A 21746-nucleotide genomic window follows, 5' to 3' on the forward strand; every position below is an offset into this window, starting at 1 on the left:
TAGGCTGTCTACTCGCAGTAAGTTACGCAAAACTACACGCAATCTCTCATTTAAGTGAGTCGATTTATCACAAATACAAATGCCTGTGGTTAAAAAGATTGTTAAAAATCTTTAAGAACCACAGGCAATTATAACATTGTCTTGAATTAATGACCCAGCTTTAGTTTGCTAGTGGGGAATTTCTGTAAAAACACCGATTTTGCGGAATTTATCGTAACGCAGTTGCCGTCTTTCTTGGGATGTTAATTGTTTGAGTTCATCTAAATTATCTAAAAGGGCTTGTTTGAGGGTGGTTGCGGCTTCTAGCGGGTCAGAGTGAGCGCCACCAATGGGTTCTGCCAGAATTTGGTCAATAATCCCTAAATTTTTTAAGTCATGGGAAGTAATTTTTAAAGCCATAGCAGCTTGGGGTGCTTTGCTGGCATCTTTCCAGAGAATTGCGGCACAACCTTCAGGGCTGATCACAGTATAAACAGCATGTTCAAACATCAGTAGGCGATCGCAAATGCCAATCCCTAGCGCCCCACCAGAACTTGCTTCGCCAATCACTGTGCAGATAATTGGTACATCCAAGCTAAACATTTCCCGGAGATTATAGGCAATGGCTTCGCCTGCACCTTGATGTTCGGCGGCGACGGTGGCTAAAGCGCCTGGTGTATCTACAAAAGCTAAAATCGGCATACCAAACTTATTGGCATGTTCCATCAGCCGCATTGCCTTGCGATAACCACCAGGAGCCGCCATTCCGAAATTCCGTGCAATGTTATCCTTAGTGTCACGCCCTTTTTGTTGACCTAACATCACTACTGGCTGCCCCCCTAAACGAGCAACACCAGCAATTAAAGCCGGATCATCAGTCCCACAGCGATCGCCATGCAACTCCATCCATTCATCAGTAATTGCCTGAATATAATCCAGTGTGCTGGGACGACGGGGATGACGGGCAACTTGTACCTTTTGAGCCGGAGATAATGTACTAAAAATCTCCTCACGCAGTTTTGTGGCGCGTGCTTCTAGCTTGCGAATTTCGCCAGATACATCAACACCATTTTCTTCTGCTAGTTGCCGAATCTGCTCAATGCGGTTTGAGAGTTCGGCTAACGGCTTTTCAAAATCCAACAGTAGTGGTTTACGCTCGGTTGTGGCCATATTTAGGGATGAGGAACTAGGGATTGGGGATTAAACAAGTAAAAAGTAAAAAGGCAAAAGTAAAAAGATTCTTTTACCTTTTAACTTTTGACTTTTAACGTTGTTAAAGCAGCAAAGGTCTAAAGCCATGTTTCACCGATGCTTGACCAATCTGCTCCATTTTGTCTACGGTAATCTGATTACGCCCCCAAGAAAAGTTCGTATGTAACTTCTCAAATTCCAGTAGCATCGCTTCGGCGAAACAAGCAAATAGCTGACGTTCTGGCACTTCCATATTGACGATTTTCATGATTTTCCAGTCAATATCCAAAGAATGCTCAACAATGCCACCGTTGAGTACATGAACGTCAGGATGTTGAATTTTTGTCGCTAAATTTTTGGGATAGCCGCCATCAATCAGGACACAAGGTTGCTTTAACACTTTAGGGTCAATTTCGACACCTTTAGGCATACTTGCCACCCAAACCACAATATCAGCTTCGGGCAAGGCTTCCTCTAACGCCATGATTTTGCCCCGCCCTAGTTCATCTTGTAAATTTTGCAGGCGTTCTTGGTTCCGAGCAATGAGCAGAATTTCCTTGACATCTGTTTTGGCATCTAGCCAACGTGTAACTGCACTACCAATATCCCCAGTTGCACCACAGATAGCAACTGTTGCTTTCGACAGTTCAATTCCAACTTGTTTTGCAGCCGCCTCTACTTGCCGACAGATAATGTAGGCAGTGTGTGTATTACCTGTAGTGAAGCGTTCAAACTCTAATGTGACGTTACGGACTTGGCTGAACTGCTCTAAATTAAAGTTTTCAAAAATAATTGATGAAAAACCGCCTAAAGCTGTGATGTCGATATCATGCTTTTGAGCATGAGCCATTGCATTTAAAATTTTGCGAGTTGCCGCTTTGATGCGGCGATTTGCCAGCATTTCTGGCAAAAAACATGATTCTACGTACTTGCCTTCGATTGTTTCTCCAGTCAAACTGGTAACTTTAATGTGATCAACAATTTGCGGCGGGGCGCTGCACCAAAAATCTAACCCTTGATCGGCATATTCTGGGTATCCCAATTGTTGAGCTACCGATTGAGCGTGTTCTAAACTAGTCAGATGTCCAATTAGACCAAACATGTAGTGTGTATTAGGCGTTTGCTGCGTCGAAAGCGTGGAATTGAGTGGGTAAGTGAGAATACCTAACCTTAAAAATACAACAAAGTGTGAAGTCTGAAGTATGAAGTATGAAGTGTAAAGTCTGAAATTTTAGCAAAATGATGAATTTGATTCTGACTTTTGAGTTATTGGTTAACCTTCATTCCTCATGCTTCATCCTTCATACTTGTTTAGGCAGCTGAGAGGCCGTAGGCTGATAAGCGCATGATATCTCTGGTTGTGAAGCCAATATTACTTAAAGCTTCACCGTATTGAATCATGAAGTCTTCAACTAAAGCTTCTTTTTCCATTGCTAATACTTCAGCATCGGCAGCCACTTGGTTAAGCATTTTCCAAACAATGGGTAAGTTTTGGCGGTTTGCTTCTTCTAGTTCAGCTTTGGAGGCTTCAAAGTTAGCTTTCAGCCAAACTTCACCAAAATTTAAATGACTATATTCATCTTTAACTACACCCTCAGTAATTTTGCGGGCAAAAGCATCAGCTACGGGGATGTAAATGTTGTAGGCTGCGATCGCAAAACATTCAATAATCAAAGATTGAATTAGTAAGCAGGTGACAACGTTACCTTGAGCGGCGGCGGCTTTAAAGTTATCGTGCAGAGGTGCAAAAAACTCCTTAGCAAATTGCAAATCTGGTGTCACGTTTAAATTGCGACCGCAAGCTTCAAAGCCTTTTTTATGGCGGCTTTCCATTTTCGACAAGCGAATTAAATCATCATGATTATCAGGCAGCAGTTCAGCTAGTTTAATGTAATTCTCATAAGCTTCTTGTTCCCCTTCAATCACGATCGCATTAATCCGACTATAGGCATCTTTATATGTTTCACTTTGGAAATCTATTTCTAATCCATCTGCCAACTGCTGCATGGTATCGTCACTCCTGTAAAATGAATCATTTGATACTAACGCTTAATTTACCCTGTCATTTTAGGGCAATCTTCACTGTTGTTTAATTTAACTTAACAAGTCACTATGTAATAGATTAGCTTTTGCTGGGGGCGATGCTCTAGTACTAAAGAAACAAATGCAGAGAGTCGATTTAATCGTCAAGAGTCAATGGTCAATAATTTAATCAAGTGATAATTCTATCTACCCCCTGCTCCCTGCTCCCTTGCCTACCCCATCAATGGGATATTTTTTGAATTGGAAATCCCCTCGCCCCTAAGCTCTGCTATCTCACACTTATGATGAAATCTAGTTGGAATCTCAAATCTGGCGATATTGTTAGTTTAGCGGTACTCCTGTTAGGAGCATTCATTGTCTTGTTACCGCTGTTTGTCGTTTTTTTCACTTCTTTTGCACCCCCTGGCGCGACTCCAGACATCACGATGCCGCGAAATTGGTCGTTAGGTAATTACAATGATGCGTGGCAGCGCGGGAAGTTCCTCTTAGCTTTTGCTAATTCTACTGTAGTAGCGATCGCAGTCACCGCATTTCAGCTAGTCACCTCTGCTTTGGCTGGTTACGCCTTGGCAAGATTGAAATTTCGTGGCAGACAAGCATTGCTGTTAGTTGTTTTAGCAACCCTAGTGATTCCTTTTCAGCTGTTGGTTATACCTATATTTTTGGTGTTGAAGTGGGGACACTTAATTAATACCTATGGGGCGCTGATTTTACCCACGGCTGTTAATGGTTTTGGCATATTTCTTTTACGCCAATATTTTCAGACAATTCCTGTAGAACTAGAAGAAGCAGCCATAATTGACGGCGCAAACAGGTTACAAATCTTATGGCGGGTGTTATTACCTTTAGCTCGTCCCGCTTTGGTGACGCTGTTTTTGTTCACCTTTATCGCGGAATGGAATGATTTGTTTAAGCCGCTGGTATTTACCACACGCCCCGAATTAAGAACTGTACAGTTGGCATTGGCCGAGTTTCAAGAACAATTTACCAACAACTGGCCTTTGATGATGGCAGCAGTAACTATTGCAACCGTACCAGTGATGGCACTATTTTTAATTGGTCAGCGTCAATTTATTCGGGGAATTGCGACAACGGGAATCAAGAATTGATGTTGTCAAGGAGGATAAGGGAGACAAGGGGGACAAGGAGGACAAGGAAGACAAGGTAGTAGTAAGTCGGTAATTGCACCGCACTAGGTGAAGCAACCTAGAATAGGCTGGAAACTCTTAATAAATGACCAAATAAACAACTTTTTTAGATATCAAATACCCTCCCTTGTCCTCTCCTCTTCCTTGTCTCCCTTGTCCCTCTCCTCTCCCCATCAAATAGGACTGCTAAATCAGCAAAGGGTGTTAGTCTATGTCTTGCCAAAAATCTTTGCCAATACTTTTAGGTTTCAGCTTGGGTGCAATTTTTCTGTTACCATTCTCTCCTGCATTAGCAGAAATAGCTGCTGTTCCCTTACCTTCAGATGCGCCTTTAGAACTAGATTTATTAACTAAACCTAACAGCAACGTAATTACAGCTAACACCATTAACCCACAAGGATTAACAACTCCAAGTTTATGGTTAGCGCAAGCTAATTCTGAAAGTAAGTTATTGGATAATTGGATAGCTTATCCTGCTACTGCAAACACCCCTGGAAGAGTAGATGTCATTGTTAATCAACAAGTTTGGAGCATACTAGATTATCTAGAACGCTACAGTTTTGTAAATCGCCTCGGCAATGTTGCCCGAAAGGATGTTTATAATTTGCGGGTGTTTAATTATCAGCAGGAACTTTTAGGGAGTTATACCTGTAATTTTCAAACTAACCCAACATCATGCCGCATTCAAATTAATTCTTTAAATAGATTAGTATTACAGCAATCATCTGAGTTATAGGTGATATGTGATAGGTTACAGGTGAAAATTTTATTAGTATTTTTAGGTTAATTAAACTAAAATTATCTTGCCTCCTGCCTCCGGTTGGTGAGCGTAGTCGAACCAATGCCTCCTGCCTTTTCCCAACTATTTAATTAACTTGTCTTGATTTTAGTAAACAGAGATTCATACTGTTTTGCTGTTGATACTGATAATGGCAGCAAAAATTCACTTTTCGGGAAAGCTTGCTGATTTGTTTGTAATAAATTGCGTATTGGTTCAGCAATATCAGTAATTTTAATATCAGAAATAATTGGGGAATTAGTTTTGGTTTTGGTGGTGATTTGTTTAGCGATTTCTTGTTGCCAACAAAAGTCAATCCACTTAGATGATATGTCGTTTTTACTGGCTTTAGTGGGGCGTACCCATAAATCTGCCCAAATGGCTGTTCCTGATTTGGGAATGACTACATTAAGTTGGGGATAACGTGACAAAATTGGTAATACATCACTTGACCAACCAACGGCTAACCAAGTATCTCCTGTAATTAAAGGTTCGAGGTAGTTGTTAGAACTGTAGAATTTTACTTGTTGGTTTAAAGTTTGCAGTTCTTTTTCCAGGTTGGGTACGGTATCGAGGTTTTCTGTGTTGTAGGATTGTCCAAGTTTCTTCAATACTAGACCAATGACTTCTCTAGGATTATCTAGTAAAGAAATTTGCGATCGCAACCCATCCCGCCATAAATCACTCCAGTCTTGGGGTTGCCAGCCTAGTTCTTGAAATTTCTGGCGATCGTATACAATCACTGTACTACCCCAACGATAAGGCGCAGCCCAGACTTTTCCTTGAGGATCTAAGTTTCCTTGTTCATTGCGCGTTACTAATTGTCGCCATCTTTCGTCCAAATTCGACCAAGATTTTAATTGTTGGACTTCTGCTGCTTCTAGCGGTTGAATTAATTTTTGCTCAATGGCACTTTTTAACCAGTAATCTCCCAAACTTACCAAGTCTACTACATCAGTTGTTTGGGAATTAATAAATGGAACCCAGCGCGTCCAATTTTGTTTATCGTTGGTTTTTGGTGGTTCTTGCCAACGTTGCAATTGTTGATATAAATTTGAAATTTGCTCAACTGGAGAGAATTTTAACTTTGGCTTTGGCTGCAAAAGTTGGCTAAATTGATCAACTACTTGAGCAGGAATAGAATTTTTTAATAACTGAACGCTGAGTTTGGTTTGGTTTTTATTCTCGCACCCCACCAGCAGTTGCGACAGTGCCAATCCACTTATACTGAGTAAAAATGAGCGTCGATCCATTGATTTTGGATATGTAAACTTAGATTTTAGACTATTGTCTTACATTGCAGTTAAAAGTGAGGGAATAGGGAGTGGGGAATAGGGCGTAGGATTTATGCAGTGATAGGCAAAATTAAAGGTTTGATTGAGGTTTTAGGGATGTAAGGGTTTTGAACACCTGCATTCTTACACCTTCATACTTCTAAATTCTTCTCTAAAAACCAATACGGTTCAGTTAAGGTTTTGATCCCCCCCTAACCCCCCTTGAAAAAGGGGGGAACTAGAATCAAAGTCCCCCTTTTTAAGGGGGATTTAGGGGGATCTGCAATGTTTAAATTTCACTAACTGAACCGTATTGCTCTAAAATCCTAATTTTTCTTGTTCTGGCGTAAGTTTTATTCTTTTCCCTACTCCCTACTCTCGACTCCCTACTTTCAAGGCAGTATTATTCCCAAAATAAATGCCTCCCAGTCATGGAGGCAAAGCGTAAAGCATCCTAATATTTCTGGTGAAACAATAACATAGACGGTGTGAGATTGAATGAGGGCAGTCACCCTTCATTAAACCTGGATTTCTTCTCACAAGAGAGAAATCCAGGGGTGTGGGAGAAATCGTAGGATGGTGAATAAATAAGAAATCTTTCCCCCCACACCCCCCACACTTCCCACACTTCCCACACTTCCCACACCCTTATGATCTCTAAGGAAAAATTTTGGCTAAGAACGTGGTGATTTCTGACCAAGCGGAGGTAGCTGCAACAGCATCGTAGCGATAACCATCATCGCGCATAAATGTATGTTCGGCTTCGTATAAAAATACTTGATGATGTATATTGGCTTCTGTAATTGCTTTAATTAATGTATGGCGATCGCTTTCGGGAATGTGAGGATCAAGAGTACCGAGTATCAGCAGTAATTCGCCTTTAATTTCATTAACTCTATGAATAGTATCTGCTATGCCTTGACCAAGTTTGCCACTGGGGATACCAGTCGGGTAACAGCAAACAGCAGCTTTGATTTCAGGTTTGAAGGCGGCGCGAAAAGATAAATGTCCGCCGATGCAAAAGCCGAGAGTGCCAATTTTATCGGGGTTAACAGCCGCGTCGGTTTTCAGAAAATCAATCACAGCTCGACAATCTGCATCATACTCTGCGATCGCTGTTCTGCGTGCATCATCATTACCGCGCATTCTCCCCAAATCATCCGGTTCAATAACAGCACCAATAGGTTCAAGACGATGAAAAATTTCGGGTGCGGCGACAACATAACCAAACCCGGCTAGGTAGTTGACTAGACGAATCATCGGACTACCTAATTGATAGATATCACTGTAAAACAAAATGCCTGGGTAAGTTCCGGCTGGCTTGGGAGAGGCGACATACACCCGCATTAAGCTGTCATCTACCCTTAACTCGACATTGCGCTTAGTGATTTGCACTTGTTTGGCTCCCAGTCATAATTGTTTTCATTAGCTTTTACAGAATGACGTGATGATATCGGGATAGTAGAGCGAACGGATCACAACAGCAATAAAGATACATTTAAAATTAGGTAAAATATCATCTTGTCAAAGTATGTAAATCCAGTAACATTCAGACTTCTAACTGACTTGTGTTATAAGTTCAAATCAAACAAACCAGAAAAATTAAAATGTCAGGCAAAACTTTATAATCTCGCCAATCTCATGACAGCACTCATATCTAAGTAAAATATTTATTCAGCATCATCAACTAAAAGCAAAAACACTTCAAACTTTGATAAATAAATTAATCAAACAGTGTTAAGCTGACTATAGGAATCAAAAAGCAAGAACGCAAAAGACTTCAAGAAAAAGATTGAGTTTACCTCAATAAAGTCCTTTTGCTCTGGTAAATCCACTTCAATATCGTGACGCTTTTGCTAACGGTAGAAATTAGCCAGGTAAACAGGATTGTAACCTCATTACAAACTTGAAGTCAGTGATAACTTGCTTAGATAATTACTAGTAATAAGTGGCTATACAAGCTAGTATTATCAGCCAGATAAAGTTACTCTATGAGCCTAGGAAGAAAGACTCTTAGTACAAGCTGGCATTCTAAAAAAAATCAGCATGGTTACTGAAAATAATGCAAGCTAAATTAACTCTATCTTTGTCATGAAAGATTAATTTTACTGCATTAGTGATCAGCAGGTTGAGTAATTGAGTAGGAATCATTGTCAAAAATATCAAAGTAGGAATTACCAGCATAAATTTTGAAAATTTGTGACACATCCAAAACAGGAAAGTTGTAAATAAGAGCCATTCAGAGTGGAGTGCAATTTTGGTTGGTTGGGTTTATCAAAACCCAGGGAAATGTCAATTGTCACTATCACCATTCTTAAGGCTTGAGCAACCGATGGGGATTTAATTACACCAACCTGTAAAGTTTATGTCCAATTTTTCTCAAATTGGTGTCATTGAAACCTGCATTTGGTAAGACTTGCAATATTTCTACAATCCAAATTCTCATATAGGCCGCCTTTAACCATTATTGACTCTCGAACTTTGCAATCAAATTAATTGTAGGAAAACACCAACCATGAGTACTGACCAAAAAATCAGACAAATCGCTTTCTACGGTAAAGGCGGTATTGGTAAATCTACCACCTCCCAAAACACCTTGGCAGCAATGGCGGAAATGGGTCAACGCATCCTAATTGTAGGTTGCGACCCTAAAGCTGACTCCACCCGTTTGATGCTGCACTCTAAAGCACAAACTACAGTATTACACTTGGCTGCTGAACGTGGTGCAGTAGAAGACTTAGAACTCGAAGAAGTAATGCTCACCGGTTTCCGTGGTGTGAAGTGCGTAGAATCTGGTGGCCCAGAACCCGGTGTAGGTTGCGCTGGTCGTGGTATTATTACCGCCATTAACTTCTTAGAAGAAAACGGCGCTTACCAAGATGTTGACTTCGTATCTTATGACGTATTAGGCGACGTTGTATGTGGTGGTTTCGCAATGCCTATCCGCGAAAACAAAGCACAAGAAATTTACATCGTTACCTCTGGTGAAATGATGGCGATGTACGCTGCAAACAACATCGCTCGTGGTATTTTGAAATACGCTCACTCCGGTGGTGTACGCTTGGGTGGTTTGATTTGTAACAGCCGTAAAACAGACCGGGAACACGAACTCATCGAAACCTTGGCAAAACGGTTGAACACCCAAATGATTCACTTCGTACCCCGCGACAATATTGTTCAACACGCTGAGTTGCGCCGGATGACAGTTAACGAGTATGCACCCGACAGCAACCAGGCTAACGAATACCGCACCTTGGCTAACAAAATCATCAACAACGACAATCTCAAAATTCCTACCCCAATTGAAATGGAAGAATTGGAAGAATTGTTGATTGAGTTCGGTATTCTCGAAAGTGAAGAAAATGCTGCCAAAATGATTGGTAAACCTGCTGAAAGCACCAAGTAATTTTGATGTAGTCATCAAGTCTTTTTAAGCAACCAGAACCTCGTTTTTGTCAAAACTGGGGTTCTGGTTTTTTCATGATTACTTTTTTTGCCATCATTCAAGTAAATTGTGTGGTAAATGGAGTTATGAAGCTCAATGTTGAAGTTCTGAGAGTGAACGTTGAACCTTTTTACTCGAACGTTGAAGTTCAGAGGCTGAATGTTGAGCCTTTTTGCTCGAATGTTGAAGTTCTGAGGGTGAAAGCTGAGGCTCTGAGGTGGAAGTGTTAGGAAATTTTCTGCGTAGGGTGTTGTTGAATGTTAAATTTCCTCACGCAGAGGTGCAAAGACGCAAAGAAAAAAGGGAGAGTTTTGAATTTTTTAACAACTGGTTTGCAAAAACTGCTGAATCCGGCATGATTTACTTAACAGTCATTAGTGAACAGTAAACAGTAATCAGCAATATCTTTTAAAGTCCCTCACTTGTCAAAGGTGGTAGCCAACAAGAGTCAAATCTCCAACTAAAACCCTGATAACTGATAACTGATAACTGATAACTGATAACTGACTTATACAAGCTTGTGAGTTGACTGTGAAAAAGTTATTCAGTGCAATTAATACTGCGGGTATTTGTCTTGCGCCTTGGATGGTGGTGGGTGCAATAACAACAGGGTTAGTTTTAAGTATGCCAGTTGAGGGGATAGCACAACAACAAACCCCTGCATATTCAGCCGAGGAACAAGCAGCTTTAAAGGAAGCTGAAGAACTGGATCAACAAGTAATTAAGTTATACCAAGAAGGTAATTACAGTAGCACCATCCCTTTAGCAGAACGCGCTCTGGCTATCAGAGAGAAGGTGCTAGGTAAAGAACATCCCAATGTTGCTATTAGCTTAAACAGTTTGGCACTGCTGTATTATACACAGGGGAAATATGAACAAGCCGAACCATTGTATCAACGCGCTCTGGCTATCAGAGAGAAGGTGCTGGGTAAAGAACATCCTGATGTTGCCAATAGCTTGAATAATTTGGCTACACTGTATAATTCACAGGGGAAATATAAACAAGCCGAACCTCTGTATCTCCGCGCTCTGGCTATTAATGAAAAGGTTCTGGGCAAAGAACATCCCACTGTCGCCAATAGCTTGAATAATTTGGCTACACTGTATAATTCACAGGGGAAATATAAACAAGCCGAACCTCTGTATCTCCGCGCTCTGGCTATTAGAGAGAAGGTGCTGGGTAAAGAACATCCCTCTGTCGCCACTAGCTTGAATAATTTGGCTCTGCTGTATTATGTACAGGGGAAATATAAACAAGCCGAACCTCTGTATCTCCGCGCTCTGGCTATTAATGAAAAGGTTCTGGGCAAAGAACATCCCACTGTCGCCAATAGCTTGAATAATTTGGCTACACTTTATCATGCACAGGGGAAATATAAACAAGCCGAAGCCCTGTATCTCCGCGCTCTGGATATTAATGAAAAGGTTTTGGGCAAAGAACATCCTGCTGTTGCCATTAGCTTGAACGGTGTGGCTCTACTGTATTATACACAGGGTAAATATGCACAAGCTGAACCTCTGTATCTCCGTGCTTTGGCTATTTTAGAGAAGGTGTTGGGTCAGGAACATCCCGATGTCGCCCAAAACTTGAATAATTTGGCTCTACTGTATGATCAACAGGGGAAATATGCACAAGCCGAACCTCTGTATCTCCGCGCTCTGGCGATTAGAGAGAAGGTGTTAGGTCAGGAACATCCCGATGTCGCCCAGAACTTGGCTAATTTGGCTACACTGTATTATTCACAGGGAAAATATGAACAAGCCGAACCCCTGTATCTCCGCGCTCTGGCTATTTTGGAGAAGGTGCTGGGTAAAGAACATCCCACTGTCGCCCAAAGCTTGAATAATTTGGCTGCACTGTATGATTCACAGGGGAAATATGCACAAGCCGAACCCCTGTATCTCCGCGCTCTGGCTATTTTGGAGAAGGTGCTGGGTAAAGAACATCCCACTGTCGCCCAAAGCTTGAATAATTTGGCTGCACTTTATCATGCACAGGGGAAATATGAACAAGCCGAACCCCTGTATCTCCGCTCACTGGATATTAATGAAAAGGTGCTGGGTAAAGAACATCCTGATGTCGCCCAAAGCTTGAATAATTTGGCTGAACTGTATCGCGCACAGGGGAAATATGAACAAGCCGAACCCCTGTATCTCCGCTCACTGGATATTAATGAAAAGGTGCTGGGCAAAGAACATCCCACTGTCGCCCAAAGCTTGAATAATCTAGCTGGACTCTATCTAGTAAAGGGTGATATTACTCGTGTTACTGACTTCTTACGCCGTGGACTGGATATCCAAGCACAAAATCTCAATCTAATTTTTGCTACTGGCTCAGAAAAAAGCAAACAAAGCTACATTAGAACTTTTTTAAAGACAACTTATGCTACTGTTTCCCTATCCTTGGAAGAAGCTCGCAACAATTCAACTGCTGCATCTCTCGCTCTAACTACTGTACTCCGTCGCAAAGGTTTGGTGTTAGATGCCGTAGCCGACAGCATCCAAATCTTACGCTCTAAACTTGATAAAAATCCCGAAACTCAAAAATTATTCACTCAATGGCTACAAGTACAACAGCAACTCTCAACTTTAGTCTTTTCCCCATCAAAAAAACAAACTGCTAACCCGAAAGCTCAGTTAGAACAACTGGAAGCCGAAAAAGAAAAGTTAGAAGCAGCTATCAGTGTTAAAAGTGCTGAATTTCGCCAGCAAACCCAACCACTAGAATTAGCAGCAATTCAAGCCAAGATACCCAAAGATGCAGCCTTGGTAGAAATTGTTCAGTATAAACCATTAAACGTCAAAGCCAAAACAGAGGCTCAAAGGTTTGGGAAACCGCGTTATGCGGCGGCGGTGTTGCGTTCCTCTGGTGAACCGAAGTGGGTTGATTTAGGTGAAGCGGCAGAAATTGATAAGTTAGCCATTGATTTTCGTGCAGCGTTAGCCACTGGAAAACCATTCAAAAAACTCGCCCGCACTTTAGATGAAAAATTAATCGCACCTATTCGTCCTTTATTGGGTGATGCAAATCATATTTTAATCTCGCCTGATGGGCAATTAACATTAATTCCTTTTGAAGCTCTAAAAGATGAGCAAGATAAATTCCTGATTCAAATTTATGCTTTTTCTTACCTCACCAGTGGCAGGGATTTGTTGCGTTTCAACTCAAATGTTAACAATGCTTCTGCACCTGTGGTGTTGGCAGATATTGACTACAACAACCAAACCCAAACTGTCGCCTCAGCAAAACCATCTGGTGTACGTGGTTCCCAAAATCGCCGTTCTGGTGAGTTAGCTAACCTCGCATTTGACTCATTACCTGCTACTAAAGAAGAAGCCGCAGCAATTAAAAAGGTTTTACCAAACGCAAAGTTACTGTTAGGTAAAGATGCAACGGAAACGGCTGTTAAACAATTACAAAACCCTAGCATTTTACATTTGGCAACTCACGGTTTTTTCATTACTGATATTGAACAAAATCTCAACGCTTCACTAGATTTAGAGTTAACACCACGTCCAAAAGAATTTATAGAAGTGGAAAATCCACTGTTGCGTTCTGGGTTGGCGTTGGCTGGGTTTAATCAACGCAAGCAAGTGACAAATAACAATGATGATGGTGTGCTAACGGCGCTGGAGGTGGCTGGTTTAGATTTACGTTCTAATCAATTAGTGGTGTTGTCAGCTTGTGACACTGGTAAGGGTGATGTGAAAGTTGGTGATGGTGTTTATGGTTTGCGTCGGGCTTTGGTAATTGCTGGTTCGCAAACTCAAGTTTTAAGTCTGTGGCTGGTGAATGATGATGCGACGAAGGAATTAATGGTGAAGTATTACCAGAATTTACAAGCGGGTAAGGGGAGACACGAAGCTTTGCGGGCTGCACAGTTAGATTTGCTCAATAGTCAAGAGTATAGCGAACCGCAATTTTGGGCGGCTTTTGTTCCTTCTGGTAATTGGACTCCTTTGAGTGGGAAGTAGGACATTTAGATCCCCGACTTTTTTGAAAAGTTGGGGATCTGGTTTTTCCCCACTCCCTACTCCCTACTCACTACTCCCTGAACAAAGTTAACCGTGTATGGTTCCTCCAAAGATTGCTGAGTGCTGGCTTTGACGGCGGCTAAATAGCGACGCAAGGCGGACAATTGCTGGGCGTTGGGACGATAGCTGAGATTACCTTGTTTTTCAAATAAAGGTGCAGATGCGATCGCCTGATAATCTAAATTCTGAGATGAGTTTAGGGTTAGCCATGCTGACTCCGGTGGTGTGGGAATCAAACCGGCTGGTAATTCTCCTTCTAAAAATGCCAATAATCTCTGCTGACAAATACTGGTATTAATTCCTCTGCCCTCAAACAACTGAAGCACTTCGTTAAATGATAAACTCCGCTCTGGCAGTAGGCGCAGCAATTCGGTAAACAGAAAATAGTCGGTGTACTGTTGTCTTGGTTCTTCTAAAATCTGGGAATGCAAGGGTAACATTGCCAAACCCAATGCAACTCGGCTGCAATTTGGTGCGCCATTCTCCCCTAAATATGGGTCTTGAATAATTTTGGCGTTGGGGAGTTTTTGCCGTAGCCAATGATAAACAACTCCTAAAGATGCGACTCCACCAGTCAACACGGCTTGATTAATGTCTTCTGTGGGAATACCCCGCGCCACGAGTAATTTATTTAATTCCCGGTTCAAGCGGCGCACAAAGGGGACAAATACCTGACTTTCCAAGTCTCGCCGTTGCAACGTCCACTGTTGATCTGCTAATTCTAGGATGAAGTTTTCTTGATGTTGCAAAATTAACTTCAAAGCCAAGGCAGCTTCGAGGGCAGCTTGTCCTAAAACTGAACTTTCCAACCGTTGCTGTAACCGAATCCGCACACCAATATCAGGCTCTCCAGCCCTTGGCAAATCAAATTTATCTAACCCTAAACTTTGCCACTGCATTTTATCAACATTGGCAAAGGCTGGTTGCCAATACCCAGAACTACTAGTATTTTTTTGACCATTGCTTTGGTTATTTTTCCGTGGTTCTCGGTATTTTGGCGGGATGAGTAACTGACAAATAATATCCTGTTCTATCCCCTTGCTGGCGTAGGGAAAACTGTGCAGCATAAAATCTGTGTGCGCTAGTTGCAGCAGATTTCCGGGGATATCAACCAAAGCCATTTCGCTGGCGGTTGCGCCAATATTAATTACCAAAGTATTGCCAATCAAGGGTTCTGTGGTTTCGACGGGACGTAAACCAGTGCGATCGCTCACTTGAATGAGTTGGCTATCACTTTTATCAAATAAACTAATTAAACTAGCGATCGCTTCTTCCACAAAAAAGACTTGCTGGGGATGTTGGACAATTTTGCTAGTCAATAAAGCTTCCCGCACATTAAATCTATATTGTTCTGACCAACTTGCCGGACAAGTACAAATCACCCCAGCGATTTTACTCATAATGGTGTGGAAAGTCGGCTGATTAATTCCCACCGCCATAGCAATCAGACCTTGGGTGGTACTCTGGCGATCGGATTTGAGGGTTAATAGTAATTTAGAAAGCGACCTTACCACCCAAATCAATGGCCCTGCGGAAAATTCATTGAATTGCAGTACAGGTTCCCATTTTTGCTGTTCACCTTTGTAAGGTACAGCTATTTGTAAATAAGGCTTTAACTGTGCAGAACATTGACTACTTTTAACATTACTGTCACCTTGCACCACAGAAGCATTCGGGAGATAAACTTCCGCAGGTAAACGAAATGAATGTTGAAAAGCCGTCGCACCAGGAATATTCTCTGCTGACCAATATATGGGGTATACCACCGACTGAGTGCGATTTAACAACGCCGCCGAAATTCCAGTTGTGCCTAAATCAATACCTAAATACCAAACCGAGTTATGCACATCTACTGGAATTTCTATCTGAGTTGGGGAACCGGAAGCCGATTTCTCTTGCTTTTTTTTTTCGTTGGACGGGGAGAAGTTTAAATCAGCTTCGGTTTGTGGCGATGATATGGGTGCAACTGGCGCTACAGCCGGACGAGAAGAAGCCACATTTGGCGTATGGTCTAGGGTTTGTGCATTGGGTAAGGTGACATTTGGCGGTTCTTCTATATCTGCCAAACTGTAGACATCTGCTAAATGATAGTTCAGTAACTCATCAAAGTTGGCTAAATCTTGATTTAATTGCCGCAACTGTTCTTCATTTAAAGAAATATCCGGTATGTTTCCCGACTGCATTACCTCTGGCGCAAGCAAATTCTCCTGGGGGGAAGCCGCAATATATATATCGATATCAGATGCGTTTTCCCGCACTTCCGTTTCAGAGGTCACTCCCAAATCAGGAGTAGGTTCAGGTTCATCTAAAGTCGATGCAATTTCCGCAGGCGACAAACCCGGCCATAAATTCTCGGCACTACTAGCATCAGCAAACAGTTCAGTTAAAGAAGTAATTGTATCAGTATGTTCTGGCTGCACAGGAACATTTTCCCGGATCGCCGGCGAATAGCTGAGTGTAGTATGGGAAAACTCAGGTTCTTGTTCAAAAAATAACTTTTGTTGAAAATCTGAAGATAAATCAATAAATGGCGGCGAATGACTGGCTGTATTTTGCGGTGGTAAATGATTTGCTTCTAATAAGCCTGCATCTGACTGAGTAAATATCGACTCTGGTAAGCCGATATTTTCCTCAAATAACGGTGCAGCTGGGGTGTTGCCAAGATTTAAGTTAGCAGAATCTTCTGTAACAGTCGTAAACGATGTTTCTGGTTCTGCGGGAGAAATGTTCGCAGAACTATCCGGTGTTGGTTCTGTGGGAGTTGGTACAACACTGGGTTGAGTTACAGAACTAACATGAAATAAACTGGCGTAAAGTTGATCTACCTCATCATTCAACTCTAGATTTGGTGGCGATAAATCACTAAACATACCAGAGATTTCTGGCGGCGGTGTCGCAGCTTCTGGCGTTGGTAAAAGTGTCGGCGCAGTTAGTGGTTGTGGGGAATCATCTGCCAATGTTTCTAAATCTTCCAACCCCTCTAGTTCTAAAGGAATAGCCGCATCAGTCGCTTGGGGAATGCTACCAGTCAATTCCAGTAACATCGCATCCAAATCATTAGCCGCCACATCTGCTGTAAATTCTACTTCTGGCTGGGGTAATTCGAGTGATGGGTTAGCAACTTCAGTATTAGTAATTACTACTGGTTGAGTAGTTTCTACAGTAGCAGTTTCTAAGGGAGTGGGAAATGGCGATCGCGCTGCTGCTGATGTTTCTTTAACTACTGCCGTCGCTGGTAGATTATTAATCTGTTGCTGCAATTGCTGAGTCCAATTATTCAGAAAACTCACTAGCAACTGTTCGCTTTGCAAGCCTGTACTGTGCATTCTCGCCAGTGCTTGCGATAACGACTCTTGGTAAGTATTAATATTGCGCTGGAGTGCATCAAATACAACGTTTACCGTACCATCCAGCGACAGTAAACGTTGGTCTAATTTCTTCGCAAACTGATTTAACTGTTCTAATTGCGCTGATGAATCTAATGTAGGCGCACTTGCCGCCGAGTTTAATTCTATACTGTTGTGCTGACTAGGACTAGCAGCACGAAAATCATGGGCTGGTGTTGAGTTAATATGTGGTGCGATCGTGGGGACAAGGCGACTCATCAACACCTGTAAAAATTCCCCAATAATTTGCTCTTGATTGGCTAACTGCTGACTTAAAGAATAATTTTGTAGCCGTTTCTGCTCTAATTGGCGAATTTCCTGCATCAAAGTCGAGCGTTCTTGCAACAACGCCGTTAATTCTGCTTGCAGTGGTTGAATTAATGTCGCCAAGTCACTTTTTAGCTGGCTACTCAGTCCACTATTGTCTGCTGACTCAGATGGATATAACTCTCCTGATGATTGGTAATTAACTTGTTCAGCAAATTTCGCCAATAAAGATGACTGTTGTACCTGTCCCGTTGTTTGGGGAATATTGCCATAAAAAGCCTCCGTTGCTGGCAAATTCACCAGAAAGTTACGAACCCTCTCTAAAACCTCTCTGGCTTCTGGCGCTTGACCAGACAGCAACTTCGGCAGTCGCTTACCATTGTTAGTGAGTAAGTTATCAATATCTGCGATCAGTTTTTGAATTTCATCAGCGCGGGAAGTCACTTTAGAATTACCTTAGCTAGAACTGGATTTTTAACTTGGGTGAGAAATTGACGCTTATCAAAGTTAATAACGGTAGCAACTGCTTTGAGAGTACTGAGTGCTGAGTGCTGAGGAGCCACTGCGTTGCGGAGGTTCCCTCCGTTATAGCAAGTGGCGTTGCTGAGTAATTTTTACTCATTCAAAAAGCATCTCTAGCCCCTAGCCCCTAGCCCCTAACCCCTAGCCTCATTTTCATCAGGCATCACGGTAATTAGCTGGAGTGCTAATTGAAGTACCAGGATACAAAAATATTTACCAATTGTCAGCCAAATAATTTGACTAGGTACTTTGTTTGACCTTTTACCATACAGGCGATGTTACAGCCTCTGGGACTTCACAATTAAAAACATAAAAAAATGCAACAAATCAGCCAGAAGTCCGAACCCAATTAGCAAATTGCCTCCACTTTACATCCACACGCGCCATTAATCTAGCGAAGGAGTCTAGGAATGGCAAGTTAACTAGAACACAAATCAACTTGCGCTCCAAGAGAGTCTTTTGAAACGGGTGTAGGGGTATACTTCGGCGCTGCGCTCAGTAACCAGGGTACAGGGGTGTTAGGGTTTTGGATACATACACTGTTCGGCTGACGCTCACAGCGAAGCCCTTATACCCTTGATTTCTCACCTTACTGCGTAAGTCCTGACCCTTCCACCCTTAAATCCCTGATCCCCAGATAACTGAAGGTATCCGAAAATTTGGCGTTAGCAAAAATTAACTAGTTTGAGTATCATTAATGTGGTTTGCCTATATTTTTAAGTAAATATTTTTGCAATGCAGCTAGAGTTTCCAAAATTATCCCAGAGGCACTTAGACATTACTCGCAAAAGTTTTGCTTTATTTAAACTGCGTCAGTAAGACTGTTCTGCAAATGCTTTTATTGTAATTTTGTTTACCTAGCTGAACTCTGTATTTTAAAAAGTATTGGCATTGATGGCTTAGGCTGCAATTCACTTTTTTGTCTTTTTGTGTGTAATACCTTTAATGAAAATGCCGTAATGGGAGACAGATATAGCTTGCAAGAAGAACCTTTTCACCCGTGGATCAGAACGGCTCCCTTTTTTCAAGGGTTGCCAGAATCTGTTGTCGAACCAGCCCTTACCCATCTTGTGACGCGAACACACCCAGCAAATCAAGTGATTTTGTTGGAAAATGACTGGGGTGGTTCTGTATATTTTATCTTTGAAGGTTGGGTAAAAATTCGTACCTATAATTTGGAGGGTAAAGAAGTAACCCTCAATATTTTAGGTAAAGGCGAATTATTTGGTGAAATGGCAGCTTTAGATGAAGTGCCTCGTTCTACCGATGTAATTACTCTCACAGCTACTGTTATTGGTAGTTTGCCTGCTCAAGATTTTGTCAAGTTACTCCAAATCGAACCCTTAGCAGGTGTAAGATTATCCAAGTTGATGGCTAGACGCTTACGCCAAGTCAACCGTCGTTTGCGGCTGAGAGAATCTGATAGTCAATCGCGGGTAGCCGATACTTTGTTATTCTTAGCTGAAGGTCAGGGAAAACGAGCGCAAACAGGAACAGAAATTCCAAATTTGCCTCATCGAGAATTAAGTAGTTTAAGTGGGTTGGCGCGAGAAACAGTGACAAGAGTCTTAACTAGGTTAGAAAAGAAAGGGCTAATTCAACGGGATCAAGAAACTATTTGTATTCCTGATGTGTCAGCCCTGGAAAGATTGATTGTGTAAAAGAATTTTCAAAATGAGTATTGTAGATTCTCTGCCCGATGAGCCAGAGGAAAGCTTATCTTCTGCGTCTTTACCACCTACCCAAGAGGAGTTACCCCAAAATCAGAGTCAGTTAAAACCTCCCCAACTCAAAGCCGCAGCACCTTTACGGATGGTAGAAACGGCATTTTTAGCCAGTACTGCCAGTTTAATTTGGTTTATTAATTTTTATTTTCCTTTGGGGCCATTATTGCGGATTTTCTTTCCTGTGCCGATCGCTCTAGTTTACCTACGTTGGGGACACAGAGCGTCATGGATGGCGGCTGTTACTTCTGGCCTGTTGTTATCGGTACTGATGGGGCCTGTTCGCAGTCTATTATTTGTAATGCCTTTTGCGCTCATGGGTGTACTTTTAGGCGCAACTTGGCATCGTCGAGTTCCTTGGATTGTGTCGATTACCTTAGCCACTTTATTAGGAACTTTGGGCTTCTTTTTTCGGATGTGGTTGCTGTCTGTATTGTCCGGGGAAGATTTATGGATTTATTTAATTAACCAAGTCACAGAAATCTCTGAGTGGATATTTCTCAAACTCGGATTGTTAAACAGTCCCAGCGTATTTTTGATTCAAGTCGGGGCTTTGGCTTTGGTTGTTATTAATAACTTTATTTATTTATTTGTCGTACATCTAGCGGCATGGCTACTATTAGACCGTTTAGGTAATCCTATTCCCCGTCCGCCACGCTGGGTGCAAGTCATGATGGATTATGAAGGGTAGAGAAGGCATTGGTTCGGCTTCGCTCACCAACCGGAGGCAGGAGGCAGGAGTTTTTTCACTATTAACTCTTGACTTTTGACACTTGACTCTTAATTTATGATTCGTATTTATACTCAAATAGAACAAGGTAAAGTCTGGATTGCTAAATATGGTGGTTGTTTACCTGTGTTTGCCTGTGTTTTAGGTTTTACAGAAACTGCTTTAATTCCTGGAATTTCGGCGGCTGGACGCACACCAGAAGACCGCAATTATACGGCTTGTGCAGATGCTGAATTTTTATACTATGGTGCTGAACATCAACCGCAGTATCCTTTACCACCACTGACGGCGGGCGCATCGCCTGTATTAATTTCGCGTGCTGTGGTGGAAGGACTTACAATACCTGTGCGGTTGTTTAATGGGGGATTACCTTTGTTTCCGGCTGTACCAGTCATTGATTTGGGTGGTGCGCCAGCCAAGTGTTTAAGTACAGGTAAGGCGATGGAATTAGCTACAGTCGAACACTTGCTAGAACAAGGGCTGATTTGGGGCGATCGCTTGGCGGCGGAGGTTCCGCAAAGTTACGTAATTTTGAGTGAATGTGTGGTTGGCGGAACGACAACAGCTTTAGCTGTACTCACGGCTTTAGGTATAGATGCGATGGGTAAAGTTAACAGCAGTCACCCCACTTGTAACCATCAACAAAAATGGCAAGTCGTTCAATCTGGCTTACAACACATTCCTAATGATGCTGATCCGCTACAAATTTTGGCAGCTGTGGGTGATCCGATGCAAGTGGTATTGGCAGGAATGGCGATCGCTGCTAGTCGTCGTTGTGGAGTTCTACTAGCAGGCGGAACACAAATGTTGGCAGTTTACGCTTTAACTACAGCAATTTCCCAAGCGTATAACTTATTTTGGCAACCTGCGGAAGTAATTGTCGGTACAACTCGCTGGGTAGCCGAAGATCCCACAGGCGGAACTATTGATTTAGCCCTCAGTTTGGATAACAGCAGCAAACATCAAGGTATAATTCCACCACTACTATCTACACAGCTAAGTTTTGCCAATTCTCGTTATCCACAACTCCAAGCTTATGAGCAAGGTTTTGTTAAAGAAGGCGTAGGCGCTGGAGCCGCCTGCATAGCAGCTTATCTCTACCAAAATTGGCAACAATCTCAACTTTTAGCAGCTATAGAAGACCAATTCCAAAGGCTGAGTAAGTTGAACAATCATTAATTCTAAATTCTGGCTTCTGACTCTTGAATTCTGCTATAAAAACAA

At 42.1% G+C, this 21746-nt stretch carries 13 protein-coding genes; 7 read left to right on the forward strand and 6 right to left on the reverse strand.

The features are described from left to right. Positions 1–168: 168 nt before the first annotated feature. From H6G75_RS26290 to H6G75_RS26300, 3 genes are all read right to left on the reverse strand, one after another. Positions 169–1149 (reverse strand): acetyl-CoA carboxylase carboxyltransferase subunit alpha, encoded by a 981-nt coding sequence (locus H6G75_RS26290; protein WP_190982859.1) that lies wholly within the window; start codon positions 1147–1149, stop codon positions 169–171. A 103-nt stretch (positions 1150–1252) separates the two neighbouring features. Beyond that, positions 1253–2272, reverse strand: a complete 1020-nt coding sequence (locus H6G75_RS26295; protein ID WP_190982860.1) for a long-chain acyl-[acyl-carrier-protein] reductase — start codon at positions 2270–2272, stop codon at positions 1253–1255. Between the two features lie 209 nt (positions 2273–2481). Beyond that, positions 2482–3177: an aldehyde oxygenase (deformylating) gene (locus H6G75_RS26300; RefSeq protein ID WP_190982861.1), complete on the reverse strand. Its 696-nt coding sequence runs from the start codon at positions 3175–3177 to the stop codon at positions 2482–2484. Between the two features lie 317 nt (positions 3178–3494). On the opposite strand from H6G75_RS26300, the gene H6G75_RS26305 reads away from it, so the two are divergent. Continuing rightward, positions 3495–4322, forward strand: coding sequence for a carbohydrate ABC transporter permease (locus tag H6G75_RS26305; protein ID WP_190982862.1), 828 nt, complete (start codon positions 3495–3497; stop codon positions 4320–4322). Between the two features lie 250 nt (positions 4323–4572). Next, a complete protein-coding gene (locus H6G75_RS26310) occupies positions 4573–5097 on the forward strand; it encodes a hypothetical protein (protein ID WP_190982863.1) in 525 nt (174 codons plus the stop codon). A 134-nt stretch (positions 5098–5231) separates the two neighbouring features. On the opposite strand, the gene H6G75_RS26315 is transcribed toward H6G75_RS26310, so the two are convergent. Then, positions 5232–6392, reverse strand: a complete 1161-nt coding sequence (locus H6G75_RS26315; RefSeq protein WP_190982864.1) for an extracellular solute-binding protein — start codon at positions 6390–6392, stop codon at positions 5232–5234. A gap of 678 nt (positions 6393–7070) precedes the next feature. After that, entirely contained in the window at positions 7071–7808 is a 738-nt protein-coding gene (locus H6G75_RS26320) for a dienelactone hydrolase family protein (protein ID WP_190982865.1), read from the reverse strand. 1120 nt (positions 7809–8928) lie between these two features. On the opposite strand from H6G75_RS26320, the gene nifH reads away from it, so the two are divergent. Together nifH and H6G75_RS26330 are read left to right on the forward strand one after the other, a co-directional pair. Further along, positions 8929–9819, forward strand: coding sequence for a nitrogenase iron protein (gene nifH / locus H6G75_RS26325; protein WP_190982866.1), 891 nt, complete (start codon positions 8929–8931; stop codon positions 9817–9819). Between the two features lie 570 nt (positions 9820–10389). After that, positions 10390–13833, forward strand: a complete 3444-nt coding sequence (locus H6G75_RS26330) for a tetratricopeptide repeat protein (protein ID WP_313934912.1) — start codon at positions 10390–10392, stop codon at positions 13831–13833. Positions 13834–13889: 56 nt separating this feature from the next. Here H6G75_RS26330 and H6G75_RS26335 read toward each other — a convergent pair whose 3' ends face one another. After that, complete coding sequence (locus H6G75_RS26335) at positions 13890–17990, reverse strand: hypothetical protein (RefSeq protein WP_190982867.1); 4101 nt, start codon at positions 17988–17990, stop codon at positions 13890–13892. A gap of 1037 nt (positions 17991–19027) precedes the next feature. Here H6G75_RS26335 and H6G75_RS26340 point away from each other — a divergent pair. The 3 genes from H6G75_RS26340 (at position 19028) to cobT (ending at position 21701) form a co-directional block, all read left to right on the forward strand. Next, positions 19028–19729, forward strand: a complete 702-nt coding sequence (locus H6G75_RS26340) for a Crp/Fnr family transcriptional regulator (RefSeq protein WP_190982868.1) — start codon at positions 19028–19030, stop codon at positions 19727–19729. Positions 19730–19742: 13 nt separating this feature from the next. Further along, a complete protein-coding gene (locus H6G75_RS26345) occupies positions 19743–20483 on the forward strand; it encodes a DUF2232 domain-containing protein (protein WP_190982869.1) in 741 nt (246 codons plus the stop codon). 96 nt (positions 20484–20579) lie between these two features. After that, positions 20580–21701, forward strand: coding sequence for a nicotinate mononucleotide-dependent phosphoribosyltransferase CobT (gene cobT, locus H6G75_RS26350; protein ID WP_190982870.1), 1122 nt, complete (start codon positions 20580–20582; stop codon positions 21699–21701). The last annotated feature ends 45 nt before the right edge of the window (positions 21702–21746 follow it).

The sequence above is a fragment of the Nostoc sp. FACHB-280 genome (assembly GCF_014697615.1).
GTDB lineage: Bacteria > Cyanobacteriota > Cyanobacteriia > Cyanobacteriales > Nostocaceae > Nostoc_B.

Bases quoted from the DNA above. Each gene is read 5' to 3' on its own strand.
- H6G75_RS26290 (WP_190982859.1), bottom strand. From the start codon at position 1,149: ATGGCCACAACCGAGCGTAAACCACTACTGTTGGATTTTGAAAAGCCG.
- H6G75_RS26295 (WP_190982860.1), bottom strand. From the start codon at position 2,272: ATGTTTGGTCTAATTGGACATCTGACTAGTTTAGAACACGCTCAATCG.
- H6G75_RS26300 (WP_190982861.1), bottom strand. From the start codon at position 3,177: ATGCAGCAGTTGGCAGATGGATTAGAAATAGATTTCCAAAGTGAAACA.
- H6G75_RS26305 (WP_190982862.1), top strand. From the start codon at position 3,495: ATGATGAAATCTAGTTGGAATCTCAAATCTGGCGATATTGTTAGTTTA.
- H6G75_RS26310 (WP_190982863.1), top strand. From the start codon at position 4,573: ATGTCTTGCCAAAAATCTTTGCCAATACTTTTAGGTTTCAGCTTGGGT.
- H6G75_RS26315 (WP_190982864.1), bottom strand. From the start codon at position 6,392: ATGGATCGACGCTCATTTTTACTCAGTATAAGTGGATTGGCACTGTCG.
- nifH (WP_190982866.1), top strand. From the start codon at position 8,929: ATGAGTACTGACCAAAAAATCAGACAAATCGCTTTCTACGGTAAAGGC.
- H6G75_RS26340 (WP_190982868.1), top strand. From the start codon at position 19,028: ATGGGAGACAGATATAGCTTGCAAGAAGAACCTTTTCACCCGTGGATC.
- H6G75_RS26345 (WP_190982869.1), top strand. From the start codon at position 19,743: ATGAGTATTGTAGATTCTCTGCCCGATGAGCCAGAGGAAAGCTTATCT.
- cobT (WP_190982870.1), top strand. From the start codon at position 20,580: ATGATTCGTATTTATACTCAAATAGAACAAGGTAAAGTCTGGATTGCT.